The 23,729-nt window shown below is 61.3% G+C and carries 19 protein-coding genes; 2 read left to right on the top strand and 17 right to left on the bottom strand.

Annotated features, from left to right (window positions below):
* Positions 1-19 precede the first annotated feature (19 nt).
* Both RG836_RS11760 and RG836_RS11755 read left to right on the top strand, forming a co-directional pair.
* Positions 20-1,885, top strand: a complete 1,866-nt coding sequence (locus RG836_RS11760) for an O-antigen ligase family protein (RefSeq protein ID WP_310845597.1) — start codon at positions 20-22, stop codon at positions 1,883-1,885.
* Positions 1,885-3,099, top strand: a complete 1,215-nt coding sequence (locus RG836_RS11755) for an acyltransferase family protein (RefSeq protein ID WP_310845596.1) — start codon at positions 1,885-1,887, stop codon at positions 3,097-3,099. The genes RG836_RS11760 and RG836_RS11755 overlap by 1 nt, the downstream gene beginning before the upstream one ends.
* Positions 3,100-3,140: 41 nt before the next feature.
* Here the strand turns inward: RG836_RS11755 and RG836_RS11750 are convergent, their stop codons facing one another.
* From RG836_RS11750 to glnE, 17 genes are all read right to left on the bottom strand, one after another.
* On the bottom strand, positions 3,141-4,025 hold the full coding sequence (locus tag RG836_RS11750; protein WP_310845595.1) for a glycosyltransferase: 885 nt from the start codon (positions 4,023-4,025) through the stop codon (positions 3,141-3,143).
* On the bottom strand, positions 4,022-5,176 hold the full coding sequence (locus RG836_RS11745; protein ID WP_310845593.1) for a glycosyltransferase: 1,155 nt from the start codon (positions 5,174-5,176) through the stop codon (positions 4,022-4,024). The genes RG836_RS11750 and RG836_RS11745 overlap by 4 nt, the downstream gene beginning before the upstream one ends.
* Positions 5,173-6,057: a DUF6625 family protein gene (locus RG836_RS11740; RefSeq protein WP_310845591.1), complete on the bottom strand. Its 885-nt coding sequence runs from the start codon at positions 6,055-6,057 to the stop codon at positions 5,173-5,175. The genes RG836_RS11745 and RG836_RS11740 overlap by 4 nt, the downstream gene beginning before the upstream one ends.
* A gap of 54 nt (positions 6,058-6,111) precedes the next feature.
* Positions 6,112-7,545, bottom strand: a complete 1,434-nt coding sequence (locus tag RG836_RS11735) for a PIG-L deacetylase family protein (RefSeq protein ID WP_310845589.1) — start codon at positions 7,543-7,545, stop codon at positions 6,112-6,114.
* 8 nt (positions 7,546-7,553) lie between these two features.
* Complete coding sequence (locus RG836_RS11730) at positions 7,554-8,450, bottom strand: antimicrobial resistance protein Mig-14 (protein ID WP_310845588.1); 897 nt, start codon at positions 8,448-8,450, stop codon at positions 7,554-7,556.
* Complete coding sequence (locus RG836_RS11725) at positions 8,450-9,580, bottom strand: glycosyltransferase (RefSeq protein WP_310845587.1); 1,131 nt, start codon at positions 9,578-9,580, stop codon at positions 8,450-8,452. Before RG836_RS11725 ends, RG836_RS11730 begins: the two co-directional genes overlap by 1 nt.
* Complete coding sequence (locus tag RG836_RS11720; RefSeq protein ID WP_310845586.1) at positions 9,564-11,321, bottom strand: carbamoyltransferase family protein; 1,758 nt, start codon at positions 11,319-11,321, stop codon at positions 9,564-9,566. Before RG836_RS11720 ends, RG836_RS11725 begins: the two co-directional genes overlap by 17 nt.
* A gap of 228 nt (positions 11,322-11,549) precedes the next feature.
* Positions 11,550-12,428, bottom strand: a complete 879-nt coding sequence (locus tag RG836_RS11715) for a DUF3800 domain-containing protein (RefSeq protein ID WP_310845585.1) — start codon at positions 12,426-12,428, stop codon at positions 11,550-11,552.
* Between the two features lie 29 nt (positions 12,429-12,457).
* Entirely contained in the window at positions 12,458-12,790 is a 333-nt protein-coding gene (locus RG836_RS11710) for a YceK/YidQ family lipoprotein (protein ID WP_310845584.1), read from the bottom strand.
* Positions 12,791-13,422: 632 nt separating this feature from the next.
* Positions 13,423-14,874 (bottom strand): lipopolysaccharide kinase InaA family protein, encoded by a 1,452-nt coding sequence (locus RG836_RS11705; RefSeq protein ID WP_310845583.1) that lies wholly within the window; start codon positions 14,872-14,874, stop codon positions 13,423-13,425.
* Entirely contained in the window at positions 14,874-15,626 is a 753-nt protein-coding gene (locus RG836_RS11700) for a lipopolysaccharide kinase InaA family protein (RefSeq protein ID WP_310845582.1), read from the bottom strand. The genes RG836_RS11705 and RG836_RS11700 overlap by 1 nt, the downstream gene beginning before the upstream one ends.
* Positions 15,623-16,357 carry a lipopolysaccharide kinase InaA family protein gene (locus tag RG836_RS11695; RefSeq protein ID WP_310845580.1) on the bottom strand — a complete coding sequence of 245 codons (735 nt, stop codon included), beginning with the start codon at positions 16,355-16,357 and terminating at the stop codon, positions 15,623-15,625. Before RG836_RS11695 ends, RG836_RS11700 begins: the two co-directional genes overlap by 4 nt.
* Complete coding sequence (gene rfaP, locus RG836_RS11690; RefSeq protein ID WP_310845579.1) at positions 16,357-17,163, bottom strand: lipopolysaccharide core heptose(I) kinase RfaP; 807 nt, start codon at positions 17,161-17,163, stop codon at positions 16,357-16,359. The genes RG836_RS11695 and rfaP overlap by 1 nt, the downstream gene beginning before the upstream one ends.
* Positions 17,160-18,284: a glycosyltransferase family 4 protein gene (locus RG836_RS11685; RefSeq protein ID WP_310845578.1), complete on the bottom strand. Its 1,125-nt coding sequence runs from the start codon at positions 18,282-18,284 to the stop codon at positions 17,160-17,162. Before RG836_RS11685 ends, rfaP begins: the two co-directional genes overlap by 4 nt.
* Entirely contained in the window at positions 18,284-19,345 is a 1,062-nt protein-coding gene (waaC, locus tag RG836_RS11680) for a lipopolysaccharide heptosyltransferase I (RefSeq protein WP_310845808.1), read from the bottom strand. The genes RG836_RS11685 and waaC overlap by 1 nt, the downstream gene beginning before the upstream one ends.
* Position 19,346: 1 nt before the next feature.
* Positions 19,347-20,381 carry a lipopolysaccharide heptosyltransferase II gene (gene waaF, locus RG836_RS11675; protein WP_310845576.1) on the bottom strand — a complete coding sequence of 345 codons (1,035 nt, stop codon included), beginning with the start codon at positions 20,379-20,381 and terminating at the stop codon, positions 19,347-19,349.
* A gap of 213 nt (positions 20,382-20,594) precedes the next feature.
* Positions 20,595-23,534, bottom strand: a complete 2,940-nt coding sequence (gene glnE, locus RG836_RS11670; protein ID WP_310845574.1) for a bifunctional [glutamate--ammonia ligase]-adenylyl-L-tyrosine phosphorylase/[glutamate--ammonia-ligase] adenylyltransferase — start codon at positions 23,532-23,534, stop codon at positions 20,595-20,597.
* Between the last annotated feature and the right edge of the window lie 195 nt (positions 23,535-23,729).

Below are 23,729 nucleotides of genomic sequence, written 5' to 3'. Positions count from 1 at the left end.
GCGGAATGAATCTCCCAGCATGCAACTGAGCGGCTTCAACAACACGTCCAATCGAGTCTTCGATTTCATTTGCCTGTGGATTCTTCCCCTCGGCTATCTTTTGCTGCTATGTGCGCTGTTTTTCCTGCCGGGACGCAGCCTGCACCACAAGCTGTTCTACGGCTTGTTCAGCATCCCGACATTGATCGCTATCTGCCTGCGGCCGCGGGTAATGCGTGAAGTGCTGCGCGAGCCGATCTTCATCGCGATTCTGCTGTTCGTCGCCTGGGCCCTGACCAGTCTCTGCTGGGGGCCGGGCAACGAAAGCGTCGGCAGCCAGCTCAAGCCGCCACTGCATACCTTGCTGCTGTTTGTCGGCTGCTATCTGCTGGTGCGCTTCCGCAGCGACATCTTGCAGCCGCTGTTGTTTGTCGCCGGCATCGTGGCAGTGATCGCTACCGCGGTCAGCCTGGTGATGTTTGCCCGGGTCTATGAGCCCGGCATGCGCCTGATTGGCGGTGGCGCGTTCGATAATCCACTGCTCAGTTCGCACCTGTTCGGTTTTTTCTGCGCCTACTGGCTGAGCCTGAGCATGACCTGCAAACGGCGCAGCCTGCTGTGGTTGAGCCTGCCGGCGATGGCCATCATGTTTGCCGCCGTGATCGCCACGGGTTCGCGTACGCCGCTGGTGGCGCTGGTGATGACGTCATGCTGGCTGGTATTCATCTTGTGGAACCGCCGTTCGCTGGTATTGCTCGGCTGCATGCTCGTCAGCAGTGCCATGGTGCTGATGCTGTTCTCGAAAATGATCATCGAACGCGGCGACTCGTTCCGTCTGGAAATCTGGCAGATCGTGCTGCAAAAAATCGCCACTCACCCGTGGCTCGGCCATGGCTACGACGCCACCCTGAGCATCGACCCAGGCACCGGTTACAACCTGATGGAGCCGCACAGCTTTACCCTCGGTGTGCTGTATTACGTCGGCATCATCGGCTTGCTGCCCTGGCTGTTTTTCCAGGGTCGGGCCCTGTGGAGCAGCTGGTATCACCGTGCCCAACCGCTGTTCATCATCGCCTCGGCCTGGATGGTGTTTGGCATCGGCGCCGGGCTGACCGAAGGCGGCGGGATTATTTCGCGGCCCAAGGAACACTGGTTTCTGCTGTGGATTCCTTTGGCGCTGATCGCCGCGCTGGCGATCAATCGTCGCGCCGGTCGCTTGTTGGGCATGCGCGTCGAGCCCTTGCCGACGACCGAGATGCAGCGCCTGAGTGCCAACGCCCAGGTCATTGAACAGGACGGCCTCGGTCCCAAGGTCCTGCGCCTGGAAGATGGCAGCTTCCTCAAGCTGTTCCGCCGCCGCCGCTGGTACACCTCGGGCACCTTCAATCCGTACTCGGAGCGTTTTGCCGTCAACGCCGATCAAGTGCGCGGCCTCGGCATTCCGACCCCGCACATTCTCCATCTGTATCGACTGGCGGACGGCAGCAGCGCGGTGCACTACGCGCCGTTGCCGGGTCACACATTGCGCCAGGTTTTACAAAGTATTCAGGCCCCGGCAGTGCGCGAAGCGTTAGTGGAGCGTTTCGGCAAGTTCATGGCGCAGTTGCATGAGCAAGGGATCTACTTCCGTTCGCTGCACCTGGGCAATGTGCTGGTGCTGGAGGACGGCGAATTCGGCTTGATCGACCTGGCCGACATGCGCCTGTATCCCTCAGCTCTCAGCCTGTCACTGCGCCAGCGCAACCTGCGGCATATGCAGCGCTACACCGAGGACAAGCGCTGGCTGTTCGAAGATCACCTCAACGCCTTGCTGCAGGGTTACGCGGCCACCGCGCCTCAGTCTGCCGTCGACAACCTGCACAAACAGGTGTTGCTGGGCAACGTTGCTACGCGGGTACATGGATGATGAAAGAGACCAATCCATTATTTGCCCTCGGGGCCTATGCGTTGGCCATCGTCACGGCAGCGGTTCTGGTACGCGTGGTGCCGGCGATCGGCCGCCACCTGCAGCATTCCGGGGAAAGCCGTTTCAGCAGCATCGACGGCTTGCGCGGCTACCTGGCGTTCGGCGTATTTATCCACCACTCGCTGATCACCTGGATCTTCCTGCAAACCGGCGTGGTGGACTTCCCGCCGAGCAATTTCTACTCGCAACTCGGCCAGGGCAGTGTCGCGCTGTTCTTTATGATCACCGGGTTCCTGTTCTGGGGCAGGTTGCTCCAGCAAGGCCGGGCGTTCGATTGGCAAGCCTTTGCGGTGTCGCGGATCTTTCGCCTGTACCCGCTGTACCTGCCGCTGATGCTGGTGGTGTTTGTCACCGTGTTCTACCTGCAGGGCTGGCAGTTGCTCGACTCCACGCCTGAGTTTATCGGCCAGGTGCTGCGCTGGCTGAGCTTCGACCGGCCCGACATCAACCAGTACCCGCAATCGGGGATGTTGATTTCCAACGTCACCTGGACCCTGGCTTACGAGGTGTTCTTCTACCTGTCGTTGCCGCTACTGGGCCTGGTGTTCATCTATCGCGGTAGCTGGGTGCAAGTGGTGCTGTGCCTGATCGGCGTGTACACGCTGTACCAGGTTATCGGTTGGGAGCACTCGCTGAAAAAACACTTTATCGCCGCGTTCCTCGGTGGCGTCGCCGCCGCGTACTGGGTGCGCCGGCCGAACCTGGTGGCGTGGGGCAAGACGCCCTTGGCCGGGATCATTGCCCTGCTGGCACTGCTGATTGTGTTTACCCTGTTCCGCCGCAGTTTCAGCCTGTTTCCGTTGCTGCTGCTGACTCTGTTTTTCGTGGTCGTCGCGTCCGGGCACCAGTTGTTTGGCGCACTCAAGCCGCGGTGCATCCGCTGGCTTGGGGAAATCAGCTACAGCACCTACTTGCTGCACGGCTTGCTGATCTGGGCGATGGTGCACCGAGTACCGCCGATGATCGGCGTCGACGCCAACCAGCCGCTGCCCTTCCTGCTGCTATTGGCGGCCAGCAGCAGCCTGTTGATCGTGATCAGCAGCCTGTCGTTCCTGCTGATCGAGAAACCGGGCATGAACGCCGGCAAGCGCTTCACCCAGTGGCTGCGTGATCGCAAGAAACAGCAGAAGGGCCTGGCCGCTCAACAGCGGTAAGTGAATACAACGAGGCCGCGATAAACGCGGCCTCTTGGTATTCAGCTCTTTTCCCGCCGGGCAAAGAAGAAGCGCCCCAGGCCACGCCAGGTCTTCTTATTCCACGCCCTGAACGGAATCTGCGCCAGCACCTCGCGCGCCAGTTTGCGGTCACGGTTGGCGGTCTTGAGGAACATCGAGTTGAGAAACTTGTAACGCACCTCGTCGTACAGCGGGTGATCGCTGAACTTCGCATAGATGCGCAGGATGCTGTCGATCATGAAGCGGTGGTTCTTGTAGGAGTTGGTGGCGTGCTTGCGGTAGCGTGCCATCACCACGTTCAAGCCGTCGATGAAGTACCCGGCATGGGTGATTTGCAACTCGATCATCAAGTCTTCCAAGCGAATGTCCGGATCGAACCCGCCGACCTTATCCAGCGCTTCCCGGCGAATCATCAGAGTCGGGGCCGGCGGATAAGGCTTGCGCTCGAGGAACATGTCGTCGAAGTCCAACCGACGAAACGGCACGTCGCGGCGCTGGCGCTTCTCGGGAAAGAGATTGCCGTCGGAATCGATCAGCTCGATGTTGCCGGCGCAAATACCGACTTCCGGCTTACCGTCCATGTACTCGACCTGGATCGCAATGCGCTCGGGCAGCATGATGTCGTCCGAGCCGAACGACACGATCAAGCTGCCGCTCGAGCGGGCGATCGCGCCGTTGAGCGTGTTAGTCAGGCCCTGGTTTTTCTGCACCTGGAAATCAAAACCGTGCTGCGCTTGCAAAGCGCGAATGCGCTCGACGCTGTCATCGGTCGAGCCGTCGTCGACCACCAGCAGTTCGATATTCGGGTAGGTCTGCGCCAGCACGCTGCCGATGCTTTGCTCGATGTACGGCCCGTGGTTGTACGACGCGATGATGACCGTGACGAGGGGTTGTGCTTCGCTCATGCGGACACCTTGCGCGCCTGCTGGAGGCCGGAGTCGATCAGGTCGAGGTATTCCTGACGGAACACTTCGATGTCGTGTTGTTCTTGCAAATAACGATAGGACTGTTCGCCCTTGGCCTTGAGCTCGTCATCGGACAAGCCCAGGTACGTGTCGAGCGCCGTGACCAGCGCTGGCACATTGGCCGGCTCCACCGCCAGACCGCCCGCGCCGGCAATCAACGGCACCATGGCCGGCACGCTGGAAGCGATCACCGGCAAATGCCCGCTCATGCCTTCCAGCAGCGCCAGGCCCAGGCCTTCGGCCAGGGATGGCATGGTCCAGATATCGAAGGCGCGCACATATTGCAGGGCGTTCTCTTTAAAGCCGAGTAAATGCACCCGGCCGCTCAGGCCCAGGCGCTCGATCTCCGCTTGCAGCGGCGCCTGCTCGCGGCCGGCACCGATGATCGCCAGTTGCGTGTTCGGGTATTTGTCCTTTAGAGCGGCAAAGGCCTGTAGCAAATAGGTGTGGCCCTTGACCCGAACCAGACGACCGAGGGCACCGATCAGCCGCACTGACGGATCGAGCCCCAGCAACTCACGGGCGCGCTCGCGGCTGTGCTGCAAGCCTTCGGCCTGCTCGATGTCGATGGCGTTAGTGATGGCGTAGGTATTCTGGTCAGTGAAGCCGCAGTCGCACTCCAGCAGGTACTGCTTGACCGCCGGCGATACGCCGACGAAGCGCCAGTGACTGTCGATCAGCCGTTGGGTCTGGCGGCGTCGATAGAAGCGGTCATACTCGCCAAAGCCGTGGGAGATACCGATGCACAGCGGCACTTTCAGCCAGCGATTGAGCGCCAGCATCATGTTCACCGGTTTGAAGCGGTTGCAGATCACCACATCGAACTTTTCCTGGCGGCAGAACTTGTACAACTGCCACATCGCCCGCAGACGCATGCCTTTGAGGGACTTGTCGGAAAATTCGAAATACACCGAGCGGTCGGCGCGGCTCACCGCTTCCCCCGGCTTCGGCCGCCCGCGCAGGAACGCCGCGGTGACCTCGTAGCGATCGGTGGGCAAGGCCTTGACGATCTGCTCGGCAAGATCGGCAAAATCATGGGCTTTTACGTTGTAGTCAGGCTGCAACTGCAGAACCTTGAACCGCTGACTCATAGTGCTCCTTGGTGGAAACCTGTTGCGTCGATCACCCAATCCGGCTCGGCGGCCAAGCGCCTGACGGCGGCGGGATCGGGCTCGGGCAACGTCGACCATTCGTTGCGTTTCCAGCACACGAAATGAAAGTACGGAAACGTGCGATCGCCATCGCGATCATTACTCAAGCAGCCGTTGCGCCAATACCAGCGGCGTGGAAAATTCTCCGTGCCGTCGTGCCATTTGATGCAGCCACCGGGGGTGCTGAACGCCTCGGTGAACTCGCTGCGTCGGCGCCATGGGTTGAGCCTGGCCACCAGCTTGTGCAACGGCTTGGGAAAATTCTTGCGCCAGATGAAGATCCGGCTGAAGGCCTTTTCGTCCAGCGCGTGATGCTGTTGATCGGTAAATCGCTCCTGCCAGCCCTTGATCTGCATGAACACTTGACGCTTGCGCGCGGTGTTGCGCATCAGGCACAGATGCCCCGCCACTCGCCGCTCATGGGTCGAAAACAGATCGTAACCGGCCAACCGATCCGGCGTGAAGTAGCGGCGCAGATCACCATACACCAGATCAATGTCGCCGAACCCCCAGAAATCATAGCCTTGCAGACGATCCGCGTGCACATGGCCGAGGGCCGGCTTGATGTCGCACAGCTTGTACGCAGCCTGCGGCGAAAAATCGATGCCCAGGCGCATCGACACCAACTGGCAATACTCACGAAAACTGATGACGTCCACGGTCACGTTCGGCGGCAAGGCATCGGGGATGCCGCAGTCGCTGAACAGTAACCAGTCGATGTCCGGGTTGCGCCGACAACTCTCAAGAAAGAACGGCATCCAGAACGGCCAGCGACCGAAATAAGGAATCAAAAACAGAATACGGGGACACGGATTGATCACTCGCAACTCACTTTGCGACAAAAAACACGAGGCAATCCTAGGCCTCGTTTTGCTTCATTTGTGTTGCTTTTGTGCTTCAACATGCTTCAAAAGCCACAACACTTCATGGCGGCGCACGGCCTTGCGGAAGAACTCATTCTCGCCGTAACGCGACGATCTGCGCCCGGCCAGCGCACGCTGGATCACGCGGCGTAACCGGCGCTTGAACGGCATCGGCGGTTGCAGGTCGTGCATCATGCCCAACGCCATGGCTTTGTCGCGCTGCAGCTCAATGGCCAGCGGCAAGCACACCGGTTGCATGGCCTGCGTCGAATCGAAAGCCGGCGGCAGCGCGATTCCGGCGCCGCTGTCGCCCATTGGCCAGCGATCATTATCGTGCAGGTGGTTGGCGTAGCCGAGCAATGTGGTCGGTTGCCACGACAGTCCGTCGAGGGCTTCGATCACCGCGTGGTAGGCACAGACATGGTCGGGATGCGGGTCGAGGGTCGGGTGCGGCAGCACGATCACGTCGGGCTGGGCGCGCAGCAGCAGTTCGCGCAGATCCGCCAAGAGGTTGTTCCAGGTCGGCGCACCGTCGGCGTCGCCGGGCAGCTTGAACGGATTCAACTGGCGAAACAGCCGCGTATCGGCGAGGTCCGCTTCCCGCGAGCCGACCGCTTGGCCGGGCGCTTTCTGCATGGTTGCCAGTTGCAGACAAAAGTAGCCCAACTGCACGCTCTGAGCGTCTGGCACGCCGGCCCAGCGCGGTACGGCGATGCTGTCCCAAGCGCGCAAACGGCCCTTGAGCCGCGCGGCCTCGACGCTGTTGAGGCCCATCTGCTGATAGTGCTCGGCTTCAATTTCGCCGGCGGTCAGGGTCACGACCCAGGCGTCATCGGCCTGGCTGTACAGCCCGTAAGCCGCCAACTCAGCATCGTCCGCATGCGGCGCAATCACCATCACCCGCTGGCGTCGGTAGTCCGGTTGCTCCAGCGCCCACAATTGCGGCTCGCCGAGCAGCCGACAGAAACGCCCACGCAGGCGCAACTCGCCGCGCGAAAGCACCTGGGCCTGGCCGCTCAGATTGAGGTAACGCAAACCATTGACGCCACGTTCGAAGGTCTGCCGATCCGGACTGTCGCCTCCAAGCAGCTCCACCACCGGGTCGATAAAGCGCCCGAGCCAGGTGCTTTTGATCCGCAGCGCCAGAATGATCGTCGCGTCGTCCAGCAGCATCACGCCTTCGTCGAGGCGCAGGCGTTCGCCGTGCAAATGGACCTTGGGCTTTTGCGTAAACGCCGGGAAGCTGTACTGGTAATCGTCTTTGGGCGAATAGAACAAATGGTCGGCGAACCAGGCTTCATGAGCGATCCAGCCAAGCAACGCGAGCACCAGCGGCAACCACCACGCCACCAGCACGCCGGTGACGATCAGCACCACCAGCGCGATCAGCAACCCCACGCGCTTGTTGCGACGGTGACGCTTGAGCAACTGCTGTTTGCGGTTCATGTCCTGACTCATACGTTGAACACCGGTACCGGGTTGCACCAACGGTCCTTGTACTCACGGTCGGCGCGGCCGAAGGAGAATCGCAGCGGTTTACCCGCCGCCCGGGCGTGCTCCCAGGCACTCTGGGTGTTAAGGAAACTCAAAACGCTGCCAGGGCTGAAGTCGCGAGTCTCAGGGTCGACACCGCCGTTGATGTACTCCACGCTGATCCACTGCGGCGCTTCCACTCGATACACCAGTTGGATAGCGATTGGCGCGTTGTTAAGAAAAATCACCGAGCCGATCAGCAACTCACGCAGCAATTCGATGACCTCGGCCATGCGCTCGGCGCCCGTCGCCGGGAAGCCCCAGCGGCGTTGAAACAGGTCGCAGTAGATTGCCGCGAGCTCGACACTGCTGAACTCACTGACTGGCCGCACCACACCGCCCGCCTCTTCCAGCAAACGCAGTTCGCGGCGCTGGTTGTAGCGGAATTTTTTCGACAGTTCCTCCGGGGTGCGGGCCATGGCGAGTTGTTCGGTCTGCAACTTGAGACCGGTGAAACGGCTTTCATTGAGTGCCGACAGGTAACGCCCGCGATGACGCAGAGCAGCCTGGGCATCGGCGGCGGCCGGCAGGATCAACTCGGCATTGCCGAGGTCGAACAGGCCTTTTTTGCCGCGGCGCTTGAGCACGTCCTTGGACAACGCCAGATCGCGGCCCCAGGTCGGGATCGCGGCGGTCAGTTCGCCGTCGTGCTCCCAGGCCAGGTATCGCACCGGAATGTTTGCCAGGTTTGCCAGGCGTTCAACCACCAGCGGGTGGGTCGCGACGCTGCCGCCAAAACGCTGCCAGGCCTGTGCATAAGTCGGCGCGTCGACCACGGACCAGCCGCGTTCGCGCCAGCCTTGGAATCGGTTGAGCATCAGCCCCTCGGTGCCAGTTCGATGACGTGCGGCAACTGCCAGAAGGCGTCCCGCACGGCGCGGTCGGAGAACCGCTCGCGCAGGCGATCGAGCATCAGCTCGGCGCATTGCCGACACTGCTGATCGTCCATCGCCGCCAGGTGTTGCAGCCCTTGGGCCATGTGCTCCGCATCACCCAGCGGGAACAGAATGCCCACGCCTTCGACCACTTCTTTCGCACCGCCGCAAGCGGTGGCCAGCAGCGGCACGCCGGCGGCCATGGCCTCGAGCAGCACCATGCCGAACGGCTCGTGATCGGAACTCAGGGCAAATACGTCAAACGCGCGGAAGTACCGCCGAGCCTCAGCCACTTGCCCGAGCATCAGCACACGATCGCCGATCCCCAGTTCCCTGGCCAGTTCCTTGAGGTCTTGTTCCAGACGACCGCTGCCAAGAATCACCACCTGACTGTTGCCCGGCAGATACGGCAGCGCGGCGGCGAAACCCCGAAGCAGCGTGGCCTGATCTTTGTCCGGGTGCAGCCGGCCGACGTTGCCGACAATCCAGGCATCCGCGTCCAGGCCGAGGGTCTGGCGCGCTTCATCACGGGGCACCTGACTGGCCTGCAGTGCCTCGACATCAATGCGGTTGTACAGCGTCTGAATCCGCCCCTTGGGCCAGTTCGGCAGGCAGCGACGCATGTCGTCGCGCACCGCGTCACTGACGCCGAGCAGGCTCAAGCGCTTGCGGAAAATATGCGCAAACAGCTTGCGCGTGCGCCGCTGATAATCGCCGAACGCGTGGTGCACGCCGATGACTGGCAGCGAGGTGCCGAGCAGCGCGATGTAGATGGGTTTAAAACGGTGGGCGATGCAAAAACTGAAATTGCGCGACGCGGCGATCTTGCGCAAATCGGCAATGGCGCCCAGCTTCAGGCCACGAATGGCCTTGGAGCTGTATTCCATGAACAGCACGTCGTCCGACGCGCAGGCCGCCGCGACTTCGGCATCGGCGACCCCGGTGAGAAACACCGTGGTCACGCGGTAACCGCTGCCGGCGAACAGGCTGGCGTACTGACGGGCGCAGTCGAGGAACGGCCCGTCATAGCCGTGGCAGAATTGCAGCACATGACGCTCAGCCGAGCGTGTCATAAGCGTCCGCGCCGTCTTTGACCACCAGGATGTCTTCCATGATCAGGTACTGCAGGTCCGAGCCGAAAAACATGTTCAGTGCGTCGGTCGGCGAGCAGATCATCGGCTCGCCACGGCGGTTGAGCGAGGTGTTCAGCGACACGCCGTTGCCGGTCAGGACTTCCAAGGCCTTCATCATGTCGTAGTAGCGCGGATTGTACTCGCGCTTGAGCACCTGGGCGCGGGAGGTGCCGTCTTCATGCACCACTTCCGGTACACGGGTTTTCCATTCTTCCGCGACTTCGAAAGTGAACGTCATAAACGGCGCGGGATGGTCGATCTTGATCATCTGCGGTGCCACGGTGTCGAGCATCGACGGGCAGAAAGGCCTCCAGCGCTCGCGGAATTTGATCTGGTGGTTGATGCGGTCGGCCACCCCAGGAATGCTCGGGCAACCGATGATCGAACGACCGCCCAAGGCTCGCGGACCGAACTCCATGCGACCCTGGAACCAGGCCACCGGGTTACCGTCGACCATGATCTTGGCGATCTGCTCCGGCATGTTGTCGAGCTTGCGCCACTTCGGCTTGTCGGCATGGCGGGCGCACGCGGCGATCACGTCTTCGTTGCTGTAGGACGGGCCGAGGTAGACGTGCTCCATCTTCTCGACCGGAACGCCACGGGCGTGCGACACATAAGCCGCCGCGCCGACCGCAGTGCCGGCATCGCCGGACGCCGGCTGCACGAACAACTCTTTGATGTCGTCGCGGGCAATGATTTTCTGGTTCAGCTTGACGTTCAACGCACAGCCGCCGGCGAAGGCCAGTTTGCCGGTTTCCTTGAGCACGTCACCCAGGTAATGGTCGATCATCTGCAACGCCAGTTTCTCGAACAGCGCTTGCATGCTGGCGGCGTAGTGGATGTACGGCTCGTCGGCGATGTCGCCTTCGCGCTTCGGACCCAGCCACTCGATCAGCTTCGGCGAGAAGTAAAAGCCCTTGCCCTTCTCTTTATAACGACGCAGGCCGATGACGTTGGCGTAGTCGGTGTTGATCACCAGCTCGCCGTTCTCGAACGAGGCCAGGCGCGAGAAATCGTACTTGCTGGCATCGCCATACGGCGCCATGCCCATGACCTTGAACTCACCGTCGAGCATCTCGAAACCGAGGAATTCGGTGATCGCGCCGTACAGGCCGCCGAGGGAGTCCGGATCGAAGAATTCCTTGATCTTGTGGATCTTGCCGTTTTCGCCGTAACCAAAGAAGGTCGTGGCGTACTCACCCTTGCCATCGATCCCGAGGATCGCGGTTTTCTCTTTGAAACCGGAGCAATGGTAGGCGCTGGAGGCGTGAGCCAAGTGGTGCTCGACCGGCTCGATCTTGATTTTTTTCGGATCGAAACCCAGTTGCTCGAGGCACCAGACGATCTTGTTGCGATAGCGCTTGTAGCGACGGTTGCCCATCAGGATTGCATCGAGGGCGCGGTCCGGGGCGTACCAGTAGCGCTTGGCGTAGTGCCAGCGCGCCTTGCCGAACAGGCTGATCGGGGCAAACGGGATTGCCACCACATCAACGTCGGAAGGCTTGATTCCGGCCTGCTCCAGGCAGAACTTCGCCGATTCATAAGGCATGCGGTTCTTTGCATGTTTATCGCGCACAAAGCGCTCTTCTTCAGCCGCCGCGACCAGCTTGCCGTCGATGTACAAGGCTGCGGAAGGATCATGGCTAAGGGCGCCGGACAGGCCAAGAATCGTCAATGCCACAGGGGTCTAGCCTCTTTAGTCTGCATACGGGCGCAACGCGCCGCGAGAATTAATGTGCCCGGCGCACAGGGCGCGGGGCAGCTAAAGGGCGGGATTATAGCTTAAAAGCCGTTCGAAGCCTCTAGCGGTAAGTGGTGTGCGCCTGCGTTGACTCTCTTAGGCCGCCGACATAGACTCTGGCGCAAATGGACTGGGAGATCCCGGTCGGCGTTCTAGCCTCGGTGAGTGTCATCGGGGCTTTTCGCTTTCTGAGCGCGGGAAAATCTTCAAACCCCAATTCTCAAAACCTTCTCCCACATTGCTGCGACCACCGCTGCAGTAAAACTTACGCTTGAGCACGTCAAACGCTCGATTTTCCTGCCCAGACCGCAAAACGCTCATACCGATAGGTCGAGCAACAAGATCTGCCAACTGCAGCCCCGTGGAATTCACTTGTTTGGTTGCAAAAACGATTTCGAACGGCAACTGAATGCCCAGCCGGTTTGCGCCATCGCATGTACGGCGAAACTCCAACTCAAGCTCGTTATCCTCTCTCTTCCCCCGTCGCTCAAAAACCACATGAGTCAACACCCTTTGCTGGTTTTTTTCCTGTAAAAACTCATGAAGTGTTTCCAGGCAAAAGCCGAGCGCGATGTGATAAGGGTTATTAGCAATACCTTCTTTTTCGCGGAGGGCGGCCTTGTCGATCACGCAACTGATCAGGACAAAATTGCTTGCCTCAATGATGCTTGTGAGCTCATCGAGGAAGGCATGTTTATGCTGTCTTGAGATGAAGAGACCGGAGAACGCACCCTTCTCCTTCCGTATTTCGAGTTCATGCAGACCTATCAGGTCGTGCCCCATGTGATTGAATTTAAATTTTTGGAGGGCAGGAATGACCTTCTCGCAGTAGTGCTTTTTGTGGAAAACACAGAATGCCAACACAAACAGTGGATAGTGCGGATCCAGTGTCTGCATTCCATGGTCGCCGCTTTCATCGACATAAATGATGAAGTCACTGTAGCGCCCGAACGGCACTGAAAGATTTTCGGCTCCAACGCTCGCCTGGACATCGCGATCACCTGCAAAAAGAACGAACTGGCAAGCGGTCAGATTCGGGATCGACACGGTGGTATTTATCCTTCGCGTTGAAAAAGCTATCCACGCCCCGGCCGCCAGTAGATGCGGATATTGCCGTCGGTGCTTTGGCGGTAGAGCGTGTACGGCAACACCACGGTGTCGAAGGCGCCGGACAGGGTCAGGTCGAGTAATACCAGCGGCACCAGAATGCCGGTGGGGTCGGGTGGCGCGTTCAAGACGCAAAAGTCATAAGCCAGGCCGCTGTAGACGCGGGGGATGGACTGGCAATACGTCTTCTGCTTCCTCAACGCCCGCGCGGCTTCCGCATCATCTTGCAGCACCGTCACCGCAGTGCCGCAACCGCTCAATACGAGAAAACACACGCCCAACAAAACCGCCCGCCTGCTCATCAACACCTGCCTCATAAAAAACCTGAAGCAAACTAACACCGCGGCTTTTTGCCGGGCAGTTCATGGGCTCGCGCAATTGCGTAGGACATTTCACAAGAGTTTGTGCGCTGGTTCTTGGAGGGAGTGCGGCACTGGGATCGGGGCTATTCTTTAGTGGTTGGGTCGGCCGATAGTGAGTCATCGCTGGCAAGTCGAACCGTCGCACCGCAGCTCCCACAGTGTCCGCGCATATCCACAGAACTGCGTACACCATCAGGCCGAGTGTCAGCTCGCCGCGCTTTTGATTTTGATCCACCCGCCCCGTCGGGAGGCTGAGTGGAGGCGTTTATCCGGGGACTGGCGCGCAGCGCCGCATGACGCAGTCATGCTCATTGCATGGAGGTGCAGCGAAGCCAACCGGAGGGCAATGCCCCCGGATGAATGCCGGAGCGAAGGTACTCCGAGCCTAGGCGAGGAGCCGTACGTCAGGGGCGAGACCTTTGGTTCCTTTGGGGCGTTTGCCAAAGGGACTCGCCGTAAGGGCGAAACCCTAAGCAGCCGTTACCGCAGCAACGGATATGTACACCAGAAAAACCTGGTCGTCTGTTAGGACGCCATCGCTGGCAAGCCAGCTCCCACAGTGAGAAGGCGATTCAGGCAGCGCTGGAGATATCCTTGGGTAAACGCTGATCGATCACCTGATACAACGCACTGCTTTCAGGCCAATTACGCATAAACCGCGCCCGATCCCGCGCAAAGGCTGGGGCAAAACTCCCCAGCGTGGCGTGCTGACACATCGAATCCAGATCAATCAACGCCCAACGATCCTCCTGCCAAAACAGGTTATGGCCCTTGAAATCCCCATGACTGATGCGCTCGCGAATCAGTTCGGCAAACAAGTGATCCAGCGCCAGCAACTCGGCTTCCGGCGCGTCACCGTTTTCCACGTAGGGGGCAAATCGCTCGATGATGTCCGGCCCCGGCAAATACTCGGTCACCAGATACGCCCGCGTTCGCAGCCACAGGAAGCGCTTTTCCAGCAGCGCCAGAGGCTTGGGCGTAGCGATGCCGAGGAACGCCAGGCGATTGCCTTCGCGCCAGGAATGCCAGGCGCGACTCGGGCGCCAGAAGCGCTTGAGCCAATGGGCAAAGCCCTTGATGTTGTAGCGCTTGACCACCAAGATGCGCCCGGCCACTTCAACCTTGCCGACACTTGCGGCGCCGCCGGTCTTGTACAAGTGCCCCTGATCGAGCAAGGCATCGGCTTGTGCCAGCACCGGCAACATGGCGGCTTGTTCTTCGCGGCGGATCGCCTGCAACGCGAACGCCCCACGCTGCACACTGAACAGCGTGCACTCGCGCCCAACCTTGTTGAGGAAATCCTTCAAGCGCCAGCGCCGCACCTTGTCGATCTGCTTTTGCAGCGCTTCCATGGGCAACGCGTGCTCGCCGTTGCTCAGCAAGTAATACACCAGCAACTCTTCGGTATACGGCTCCAGCGACTTGGGCAATTGGGCAAAAAACACCCCGAGGTTTTCCAGGACTTTTTGCCGCGACAACGGTTGGCCGGCGGTTTCGACGCAGATCCCCGCGCCGTCGATCAAATACAGTTGGCCGCCGTGGCGCAGCAGGTTGTCCAGGTGCAGGTCTTCCTGCCACAGGCCTTTACCGTGCAACTGGCCGATGGCACCCAAGGCTTCGGCCAACACCGCGCTTTGCTGATCCGCCAGCGCTGGCAAATGCTCGATCTGTTTCCAGGCATCACCCAGGCTTTCAGCGCCTTCGAGAAACTCGAACAACAGCCAACCGCCCTCGCCGTCCTGCAGGCCATCGGCCAACAGCCGCGGCGTGGTCAGGCCTTGGGCAGCGAGCAAGCGCACGCCATCGAGTTCGCGCTGAAAATGCCGCGCGGCTTTGCTGCCCACCAGCAACTTGGCCAGCACCGGCCGCCCACGCCACACGCCGGCACCGACATAGCGCTGGCCCGGCAGCACGCGCAACAAGCTCAGCAGTTGCAACTCGGCGGGGCCGGCGGCATCGGCCAGGGAGAGGCTCAGCGGCAAGCTCGGCTGACGTCCGGCATTCTTCAGTTCGGATAACCGCATCAGCGCTTCTCCTTGTGGCTGCGACGTGCGGTCAGGCGATTGAGCCAGGCATCCACCAACGAGCTATCGGCCGGCTGATCCAGATAAGCCGCGAGCAATAGACGCAACTGTTCGCGAGTCCACTCAGGGGCGCGGCGCACCAATGGCTCAAGGTCTTTAGCGCGATCGCGCTGACCGAACAGCAGCGCCCGGGTTTTCTCCAGGTCAATCAGTTGCGCCTGGTAACCGTCGCCGCGAGCCTGCACGAAGATGTGTTTGGGGTAGAAGCAACCGTGCACCTGGCGCACGCCGTGCAGACGCCGCGCCAATTGTCCGCAGGCTTGGAGAATGCCGGCCTGCTGCGCCGGGCTCAGTTCCGACCAGCGCTGCAACAGCGAATCCAGGTCATCCCAGCCATCCAGCGCGCGGGTCAGCAGCACCGCACGGACTTCGCCGTCGACCTTACGCTGGCCGAAGAACGCCGCTTGCAGCGCCGGGATCCCGAGCTGCCGATAGCGGCTGATATTGCGAAACTCACGGGCGAAACTCGGCTCGCCCAACGGGTGATGCCAAGTGCGGGTCAGGTAGTTGCTTTGGCGCTTGAGGTAATAGCCGTGGCCGTCCAGCTCCAGGCGAAACACGCTGCTCCAGCCGTCGCCGCTGGTGTTGGGTTCGTCCACCGCGTCGAGCTGTTTGGCCCACAGGGCATCGAACGTGCCGAGGCCGTGGCGCTCCAGCAGCGCACGGTCTTCAGCGGCGAGGAAATCAGTCATTCGCGCCCCTCGAAAAAACGCACGACGTGGCGGATGCGCTGTTTGTCAGCGGCATTCAGACGGTCGCGTTGCCGGTATTGCAGATAGAAGCGCAGGCGCTGGGTGTTGGACAAATGGTACTTGGCCACTTTGTCGAGACAGGCCAGGTCCTTGGTGATCCGGTACTTGAGCCAGAAACCGCGCCAGAAATCGCCATTCGGGCAATCGATCAGAAACAACCGATCCTGATCGTCGATCAGCAAGTTGCGCCACTTCAGGTCGTTATGGGTGAAGCGGTTGTCGTGCATGGTCCGGGTGTAACTGGCGAGCTGCAGGCTGACACCATCGACCCAGGCACGGTCCTGCAACTTGGCATCATGCCGGTCGGCCAGCGCCGAGAGGTCTTCGGTATGCGGCAACTCACGGGTGATCATCGCACCGCGATCATAAGCGGCGCCACGCCGCTCCAAGCCCCAGGCAACGATTTCCGCCGTAGGAATGCCCCATTTGGCGAAGCGCTTGAGGTTCTGCCATTCCATTTTGACCCGTGGCTTGCCGATGTAGCGGCGCAAGCCCTTGCCGGCGCCGCTGTAGCGTTTGACGTAGTAATTCACGCCGTTGCGTTCGACGCGGATCACTTCAGACAACGGGTCGCGGGTCAGACGTTCACCCTGTAGGGCGAACACCGCTTCGAGGCTGCCGAAATCGTCGGCCAGGTCGCGGTAAGCAGGTTCCAGATTCCAACCCGACATCAGAGCGCATCCCCGTACCGCTGTTTACGTTCGTAAAGCTTGTTGGCCTTGCCTTCCAGCCAACTGAGCAACGGCGCTTCCTCGGCGAGGATCTGGCGCAGCGGCTGCTGGAAGTAGCCTTTGAGGAAACGCAGCTTGTCGCGACGGGTCAGACCGATGTCCAGCGCCGAGAAATACAGCGCGGCCAGGTCTTTATTACGCCAGCGCTGGGTGATCGCCGGGCGGGTTTGCGCGCGGTGCAGGTCGATCACCGAAAGCTTGAAATCGTCGGGCGTTACCGGTTTATCGGTGTGCAGCAAGAAGTGGCAGATGTAGCAATCGCGATGGTTGACCCCGGCGCGGTGCATCATGCCGGTCATGCGCGCGACTTCGGCGATCAGCGCACGCTTGAGGGTCGGCTCGGGCGGGTTTTTGACCCAGTCGATGCTGAAATCTTCGAGGCTGACGGTCGGCGCCAGTTCTTCGGTGACGATGAACGAATGCTGGTCCGCCGGGTTGCTGCCCTTCTCGCCGTAGGCCACGGCGGTCATGGTCGGCACGCCAGCCTGATGCAGACGCTGGATCGCTTGCCACTCTTGGCCGGCACCGAGCACAGGCAGTTTGGCGGTGAGCAGGTTTTTGAAGATTTCGCCCCAGCCGATGCCACGGTGAATCTTGACGAAAAAGCCCCGGCCGTCGACCTCGGTGCGCAAGGTGCGCCGGGCTTCCAGCTCGCGGTACACCACGCCCTGCAGGCCTTCGACTTCGGTAAACGCGTCGCGTCCGGCCCAACGGCTTTTGAACGGTTCAGCCAGCATCAACTTCATTGCGCGTGCTCCGCCAGAATCACATCCGCCGCGTGCTGCGGCATGCTGTAGAGGTCGGCCGTCTCGGCGAAGGCCAGACCATGACGGCTCCAGGCCGCCCGTGCTTGCGGGTCATCCAACATGTCGTTCAGGTACCGGTTCAGTTGCGCCTGCTCGAACGGCTCATCCAGCACCCGGCCGCTGTCGGCCTCGGCGATGTAATGCGCGTAGCCGCACACTGCGGTGACCAGCACCGGCAACCCGGCCACCAAGGCTTCGAGCAGCACGGTCCCGGTGTTTTCGTTGTACGCCGGGTGGATCAACAGGTCGGCGCCCAGCAGGAAACGCGGAATGTCACTGCGGCCCTTGAGGAAGGTCACATTGTCGCCCAGGCCCAGCGTCGCACTTTGCATCTGGAACAATTTGGGGTCGTCCTGGCCGATTACAAATAGCCGGGTGCGTTTCTTCAGATCAGCGGGCAACGCTGCCAGCGCCTTGAGGCTGCGGTCCACGCCTTTGGTCTTGAACCCGGAGCCGATCTGCACCAGCAGCAATTCGTCGTCTTTGAGGTTGAATTCGGCACGGAACTCGGCGCGAATCTGCGCCGCATTGGCCGGTGCGCGGCGGTCCTGCGAGATGCCCGGCGGCAGCAGATGAAAGCGCTGCAGCGGCGTGTCGTAGTGTTTGATGAACAGCGGCTGCTGCACTTCGGAAATCATCAGCACTTCGGTTTTCGCTTCTTTGGCGAACACCGCGCGCTCGTACTCGGCGAAGTGCCGGTAGCGGCCCCAGCGTCGGTACAGCGAGTTGCGCAGGTTTTGCGCCTTGTCTTCGAAACAGCCGTCGGCGGCGTAGTAAACGTCCAGGCCCGGCATCTTGTTGAAGCCGATCAAGCGGTCCACCGGGCGCTTGGCCAGATCGGCTTCCATCCAGGCGCTGAGTTTTTCATTGCGCCGATGGTTGAAGAACGCCTTGACCGGCGCCACCAACACCTCGAAACCCGGCGGCACGTCACCCTCCCAGATCAGCGTGTAGACGCGAATCTGATGCCCGCGCTGCTGGCACTCCAGGGCGATGCGCATGAAATCGCGCTGCAAGCCACCAAACGGAAAATACTTGTACAGAACAAAAGCCAATTGCATCAGCGCAGCTCCTCAGCCAGTAACAACGTGCTCAGTCGGCTGGCGACACGCTGGGGATTCACACGCGTGAAGCACAAGGGCTGCTCGCGTTTAAGGTCGAACTGACGGGCGTCTTCGGCCGTCGGCTGATAGGTGCATTTCTTTTGCAGGCACGGCGCGCAGGGGAAGTCGCTGGCCAAGTGGATCTGCACTTTGCCGTAGGCGCCTGTGAGGCCGGGGTTGGTCGGGCCGAACAGCGACAGGGTCGGCACGTCCAGCGCGGCGGCCAGATGCCCGAGTCCGGTGTCGACCGCGACACAGGCCTGGGCGCCGGCCAGCACTTTGCCGACCCCGGCGAGATTGAGTTTGGGCAGCACTTCAGCGTTGCGCATGCCTTGGGCGATGCGCTCGGCGCGGGCCTTCTCCTGTGGATTGCCCCACGGTAGTTTCACCGCCACGCCCAAGTGGCCGACCCGCTCGGTCAGTTCGCGCCAGTAGGCTTCCGGCCAATGCTTGGTGTCCCAAGTGGTGCCGTGCAGGAACACCACGTACGGGTTCTTGCGCGGCAGCTCTACCAGACGCTCGATGTTCAAGCCGTAATCGCCCAGGCCTTTAGGCAAGTCGTAGCCCAAGGCCACGGCGAACAACTGGCGCACCCGCTCCACCGCATGCTGCCCGCGAGCCACCGCCAGGCGTCGGTCATAGAAGCGCGAGGCCAGGGGTTCACGAGCGGAGTCTTTGTCCAGGCCGGCGACCGGCGCCTTGACATAGCGGGTCAGCCAGGCACTTTTCACTAAGCCCTGAGCGTCGATCACCAAGTCATATTTGGCTGCGCGCACGCTTTGCTTGAAGCGCTTCCACTCGCCGCTCTTGATGGTCTGCCAGATATTTTTGCGCCAGCGGCGGATCGCCACCGGAATCACCTTGCCCACTGCCGGATGCCAGGTCGGGATTTCGGCGAAGCCTTCTTCCACCACCCAGTCGAACTGGATGCCGGGGATCGCCCGCGCCGCGTCGGTGAGCGCCGGCAACGCGTGAATCACGTCGCCCAGCGAGGAAGTCTTGATCAGCAATACCCGCAACTTAATGGACCTCAACCGGGGTGCCTTGCAGGCGAGCCAGGGCTTCGTTGACCGGTTGCGGCAGCAGTTGGCGCAAGCAGTTGTAATGGCCGAAACGGCAGGTGCGCTCGAAGCAGGGGCTGCATTCGAGGCCGAGGCGGACGATTTCGACCTTGTCCGCCAGTGGCGGCGTGAAACCTGGCGAGGTTGAACCGTAGACTGCCACCAACGGGCGATTCAGCGCAGCGGCCACGTGCATCAGCCCGGAGTCGTTGGACACCACCGAGTCGGCGCAGGACAGCAAGTCGATGGCCTCGGCCAGCGATGTGCCGCCGCTGAGATTGACCGCTTCTTCGCGCAGCCCCGGGATCAGACGGGCACGAATGTCTTCGCCGACCGAATGATCGTTTTTCGAGCCGAACAGCCAGACCTGCCAGCCTTCACGGATCTTCGCCTCGGCGACCTGGGCGTAGTGCTCGGACGGCCAGCGCTTGGATTCACCGAACTCGGCGCCGGGGCACAGGGCCAACACCGGGCGATCGAGTTGCAGGCCAAACTTCGCCAGCGCGGCGTCGCGGGTTACCGGGTCGATTTGCAGGCTCGGGCGCGGATAGGGTGTCGGCAGTTCGGCGCCTGGCTCGTAGGCCAGCGCCATGAAACGCTCGATCATCAGCGGGTAGCGCGCTTTATCAAGGGTGCGCACGTCGTTGAGCAGCACGTAGCGAAACTCGCCGCGCCAGCCGGTGCGTTTGGGAATGCCGGCAAAAAACGGCACCAGCGCGGATTTCAGCGAGTTGGGCAGCAGGATCGCTTGGTCATACTGGCCAGCCAGCGACTGGCCGATGCGCCGGCGGGTCGCCAGTTCCAGCGCGCCGTGGCCGAGCGGAAAGCTCAAGGCCTGACGCACTTCGGGCATGCGCTCAAGAATCGGCCGGCTCCACTCGGGGGCCAGCACGTCGATTTCGCACTGCGGGTGGCGCTGCTTGAGACACTGGAACAGTGTCTGGGCCATCACCATGTCACCGACCCAACTGGGCCCAACGATCAGAATATTCATGTGGTTTCCAAAAACGAACCGGGGAGGCTAATGCCTCCCCGCTCACGCAACATAATCTTGTGGCGAGGGAGCTTGCTCCCGCTGGGCTGCGAAGCAGCCCTTAAAACAGGCACTGCCCATCATCTGGCTGGCATCGCCCGAAGTGGGAGCGCTGCGCACTCCAGCGGGAGCAAGCTCCCTCGCCACAAAAGCCCGCCACATCCGGGTCGTACTTCAGCCCAACCCCAACTCACGCCAAATCCGCATCACCTGCCGCCGTTCGTCAACAAACTGGTCACCGGCGATCACTCCGGGGGCCTTCTGCAGGGCCTGGCGGTGAGCGGCGGAGCGGTAGGCTTTATAGGCCTCTCGCAGCAGGCTGGCATCCTCGGTCGGCATCAGCCCGGCCTCCTCCAACCCTTCCAGAATGCGGATATTGTCGGTATAGCGCAGCAACGAAGGGTGCGCCTGTGACCACGCCAAGGCCGCGTATTGCACCATAAATTCAATATCGACGATACCTCCGGCGTCCTGCTTGAGATCGAACGGCGCCGTGGATTCAAAGGCATTCGCTGCGGTACCGGCGGCAGTGCTCTTGCTGCCGAGGTTATCGCGCATCTTGGCGCGCATCTCGCCGACCTCCTGGCGCAAGGTCGGCAGATCCCTGGCTTTGCCGAGGATCGCCGCGCGCACTTTCTCGAACGCCTGACCGACATCCTGGCTGCCCACTAACACCCGTGCGCGCACCAATGCCTGGTGCTCCCAGGTCCAGGCTTCGTTCTCCTGATAACGGGCAAACGCCCCCAGGGAACTGACCAGCAAACCTGAGGCGCCGGACGGTCGCAGACGCATGTCGACTTCATACAACTGGCCGGAGTTGGTTTGCGCGGTCAGCAAGTGAATGATTCGCTGCCCCAGCCGAGTGAAGAACTGCGCACCATCGATGGATTTCGGCCCGTCGGTTTCCGCCTGTGGATCGCCATCGTGGATGAACACCAGGTCCAGGTCCGAACCATGCCCCAACTCCAGGCCGCCGACTTTCCCGTAACCGACAATAATGAAGCCGGGATCGCACAGGGTGCCGTCGTTACGCAGTGGCGAACCGTACTTGGCGACGGTCTGGCGCCAGGCCAGGGCCAGCACTTGCTCCAGAATCGCCTCGGCCAGCCAGGTCAGGTAATCGCTGACTTTCATCAGCGGCAGGCTGCCGGAGATTTCCGAGGCGGCGACCCGCAGGCGGTGCGCCAGTTTGAAATGGCGCAGGGCTTCCATTTGCTGCTCGAGGTCATCCTCGGGAATCCGCGTCAGGCGCTCGCGTAATTCGGCGGCCAGTTCCGGCGCCAGGGGTGGCTTGAACAAGCGCCCTTCATTGAGCAACTCATCAAGCAACAGCGGGAAGCGAGTGATCTGCTCGGCGATCCACGGACTGGCCGCGCACAGGGTCAACAGACGGCGCAAGGCACTCGGGTTTTCGGTCAACAACACCAGGTACGCGGAACGCCGTGCCACGGCTTCTACCAGCGGCAACACCCGTTCGAGGACCAAATCAGGATTGGCGTGCTCCACCGCTTGCGCCAGCAGGCGCGGGATAAACGCGTCGAGCCGCTCGCGACCCAGGCGCTGCATGGCCCGCAACTGCGGACTGCCGCGCAGGCTGGCCAAGGCTTTCAAGGCCTTGGGCGCATCGCTGAAACCGCCTTCCTGGAGTTGCCGGCAGGCGGCCTCCTCGTCCTGTGCCTCTTCCCACAGCGGCAGCCATTCACCGCCGACCACCACTTCGCTGGTTTCGCCTTCGTCTTCATCCGGGTCGGCAATCACTTGGCCGAAATGCCAGGCCACGCGGCCGCGCCAGTACATCAGGCGTTCGTGGAAGGCGTCCCAATCGGCGAAGCCGAGCATAAAGGCAATGCGCGCCTGGTCCTGGGCGCCATCCGGCAGCATTTGCGTCTGCCGGTCGGCGATCGCCTGGATCGCGTGCTCGGTGTAACGCAAAAATTCATAGCCTTCGCGCAGCTCGGTAATCACCTTCGCCGGCAAATAACCCTGGCCTTCCAAGGTGCTCAGCACTTTCAACAACGGACGCTGTTGCAAGCTCAGGTCGCGGCCGCCATGGATCAACTGGAACGCCTGGGCGATGAACTCGACTTCGCGAATACCACCGGAGCCCAGTTTGATGTTGTCGGCCATGCCCTTGCGCCGCACTTCCTGCTGGATCAACTGCTTCATGGTGCGCAGCGCTTCGATCGCCGAGAAGTCCAGGTAACGCCGGTACACGAACGGCCGCAGCAAATCGAGCAACTGCGCGCCGGCCGCTTGATCACCGGCCACCACCCGCGCCTTGATCATGGCGTAGCGTTCCCAGTCGCGCCCCTGGTCCTGGTAATACTGCTCCAGCGCGTTGAAGCTCAGCACCAGCGCCCCGGATGAACCGTAAGGCCGCAGGCGCATGTCGACGCGGAACACGAAGCCGTCGACGGTCATCGGGTCCAGCGCTTTGATCACCCGCTGGCCGAGGCGGATGAAAAATTCCTGGTTATCCAGCGAGCGCTTCACCCCAACGGTTTCGCCGCCCTCGGGATAAGCGAAGATCAGATCGATGTCCGAAGACAGGTTCAACTCCACCGCGCCGAGCTTGCCCATGCCGAGGATGACCATTTGCTGCGGCTCGCCGCTGCGGCGCCCGGTGGGCACGCCGAACTGCTGGCAATGCCGGGCGTACAGCCATTGATAGGCCTGGTCGATGCTGGCGTCGGCCATGTCCGACAGATCGCGGCAGGTTTGCACCAGGTCGGCGCGGCGGTTGAGGTCGCGCCAGATGATCCGCACTTGCTGGCGGGTGCGTTGGCGGCGCAGAGCGCGGCCCAGTTCATCCTCGGTCTCGGCGGCCTGCACCGCCGCGGCGATCTGCCCGCACAGTTCACCGGGGGCGAAGCTGCGGTCGAGCTCGCCGGACTGTGCCAGCTCGAGCAACATCAAAGGGTCACGAACACTCTGTTCAATCACGAAATCGCTGGCGGCGCTGACCCGGGCGAACTCGGCCCAGCGTTCAGGGGGCCAGGCGGACAGGCCGTGGTCGTCATCAAGGGCAGCCACGGCGGCGCGGAACGACTGCTCCGCACGGCTGACCAAAGGCAAGAGAATCGCCGGCAATTCGGCAAGCGTGGGCAGGCTCATGGTCTATCCTTGATCGGCGTGTAAATGACTGTATGTAGTGATTTTTGCAAACACGCTACGTGGAGGACTGTCGAACAAAAGTTAGAAATAGCTGAATTTTTGTATTTATTGGCAGCCAGCATCAAGCTTTTACCTTTCTTTGTTGGCAAAAGACCAACCTTAACGATTATTCTCACAACGCGGCGGCCGGCCATA

The sequence above is a fragment of the Pseudomonas rhizozeae genome, assembly GCF_031583775.1.
Lineage (GTDB): Bacteria > Pseudomonadota > Gammaproteobacteria > Pseudomonadales > Pseudomonadaceae > Aquipseudomonas.
The sequence above is the reverse complement of the archived record's forward strand: the minus strand, read 5'-3'. Positions and strand labels throughout refer to the sequence as shown.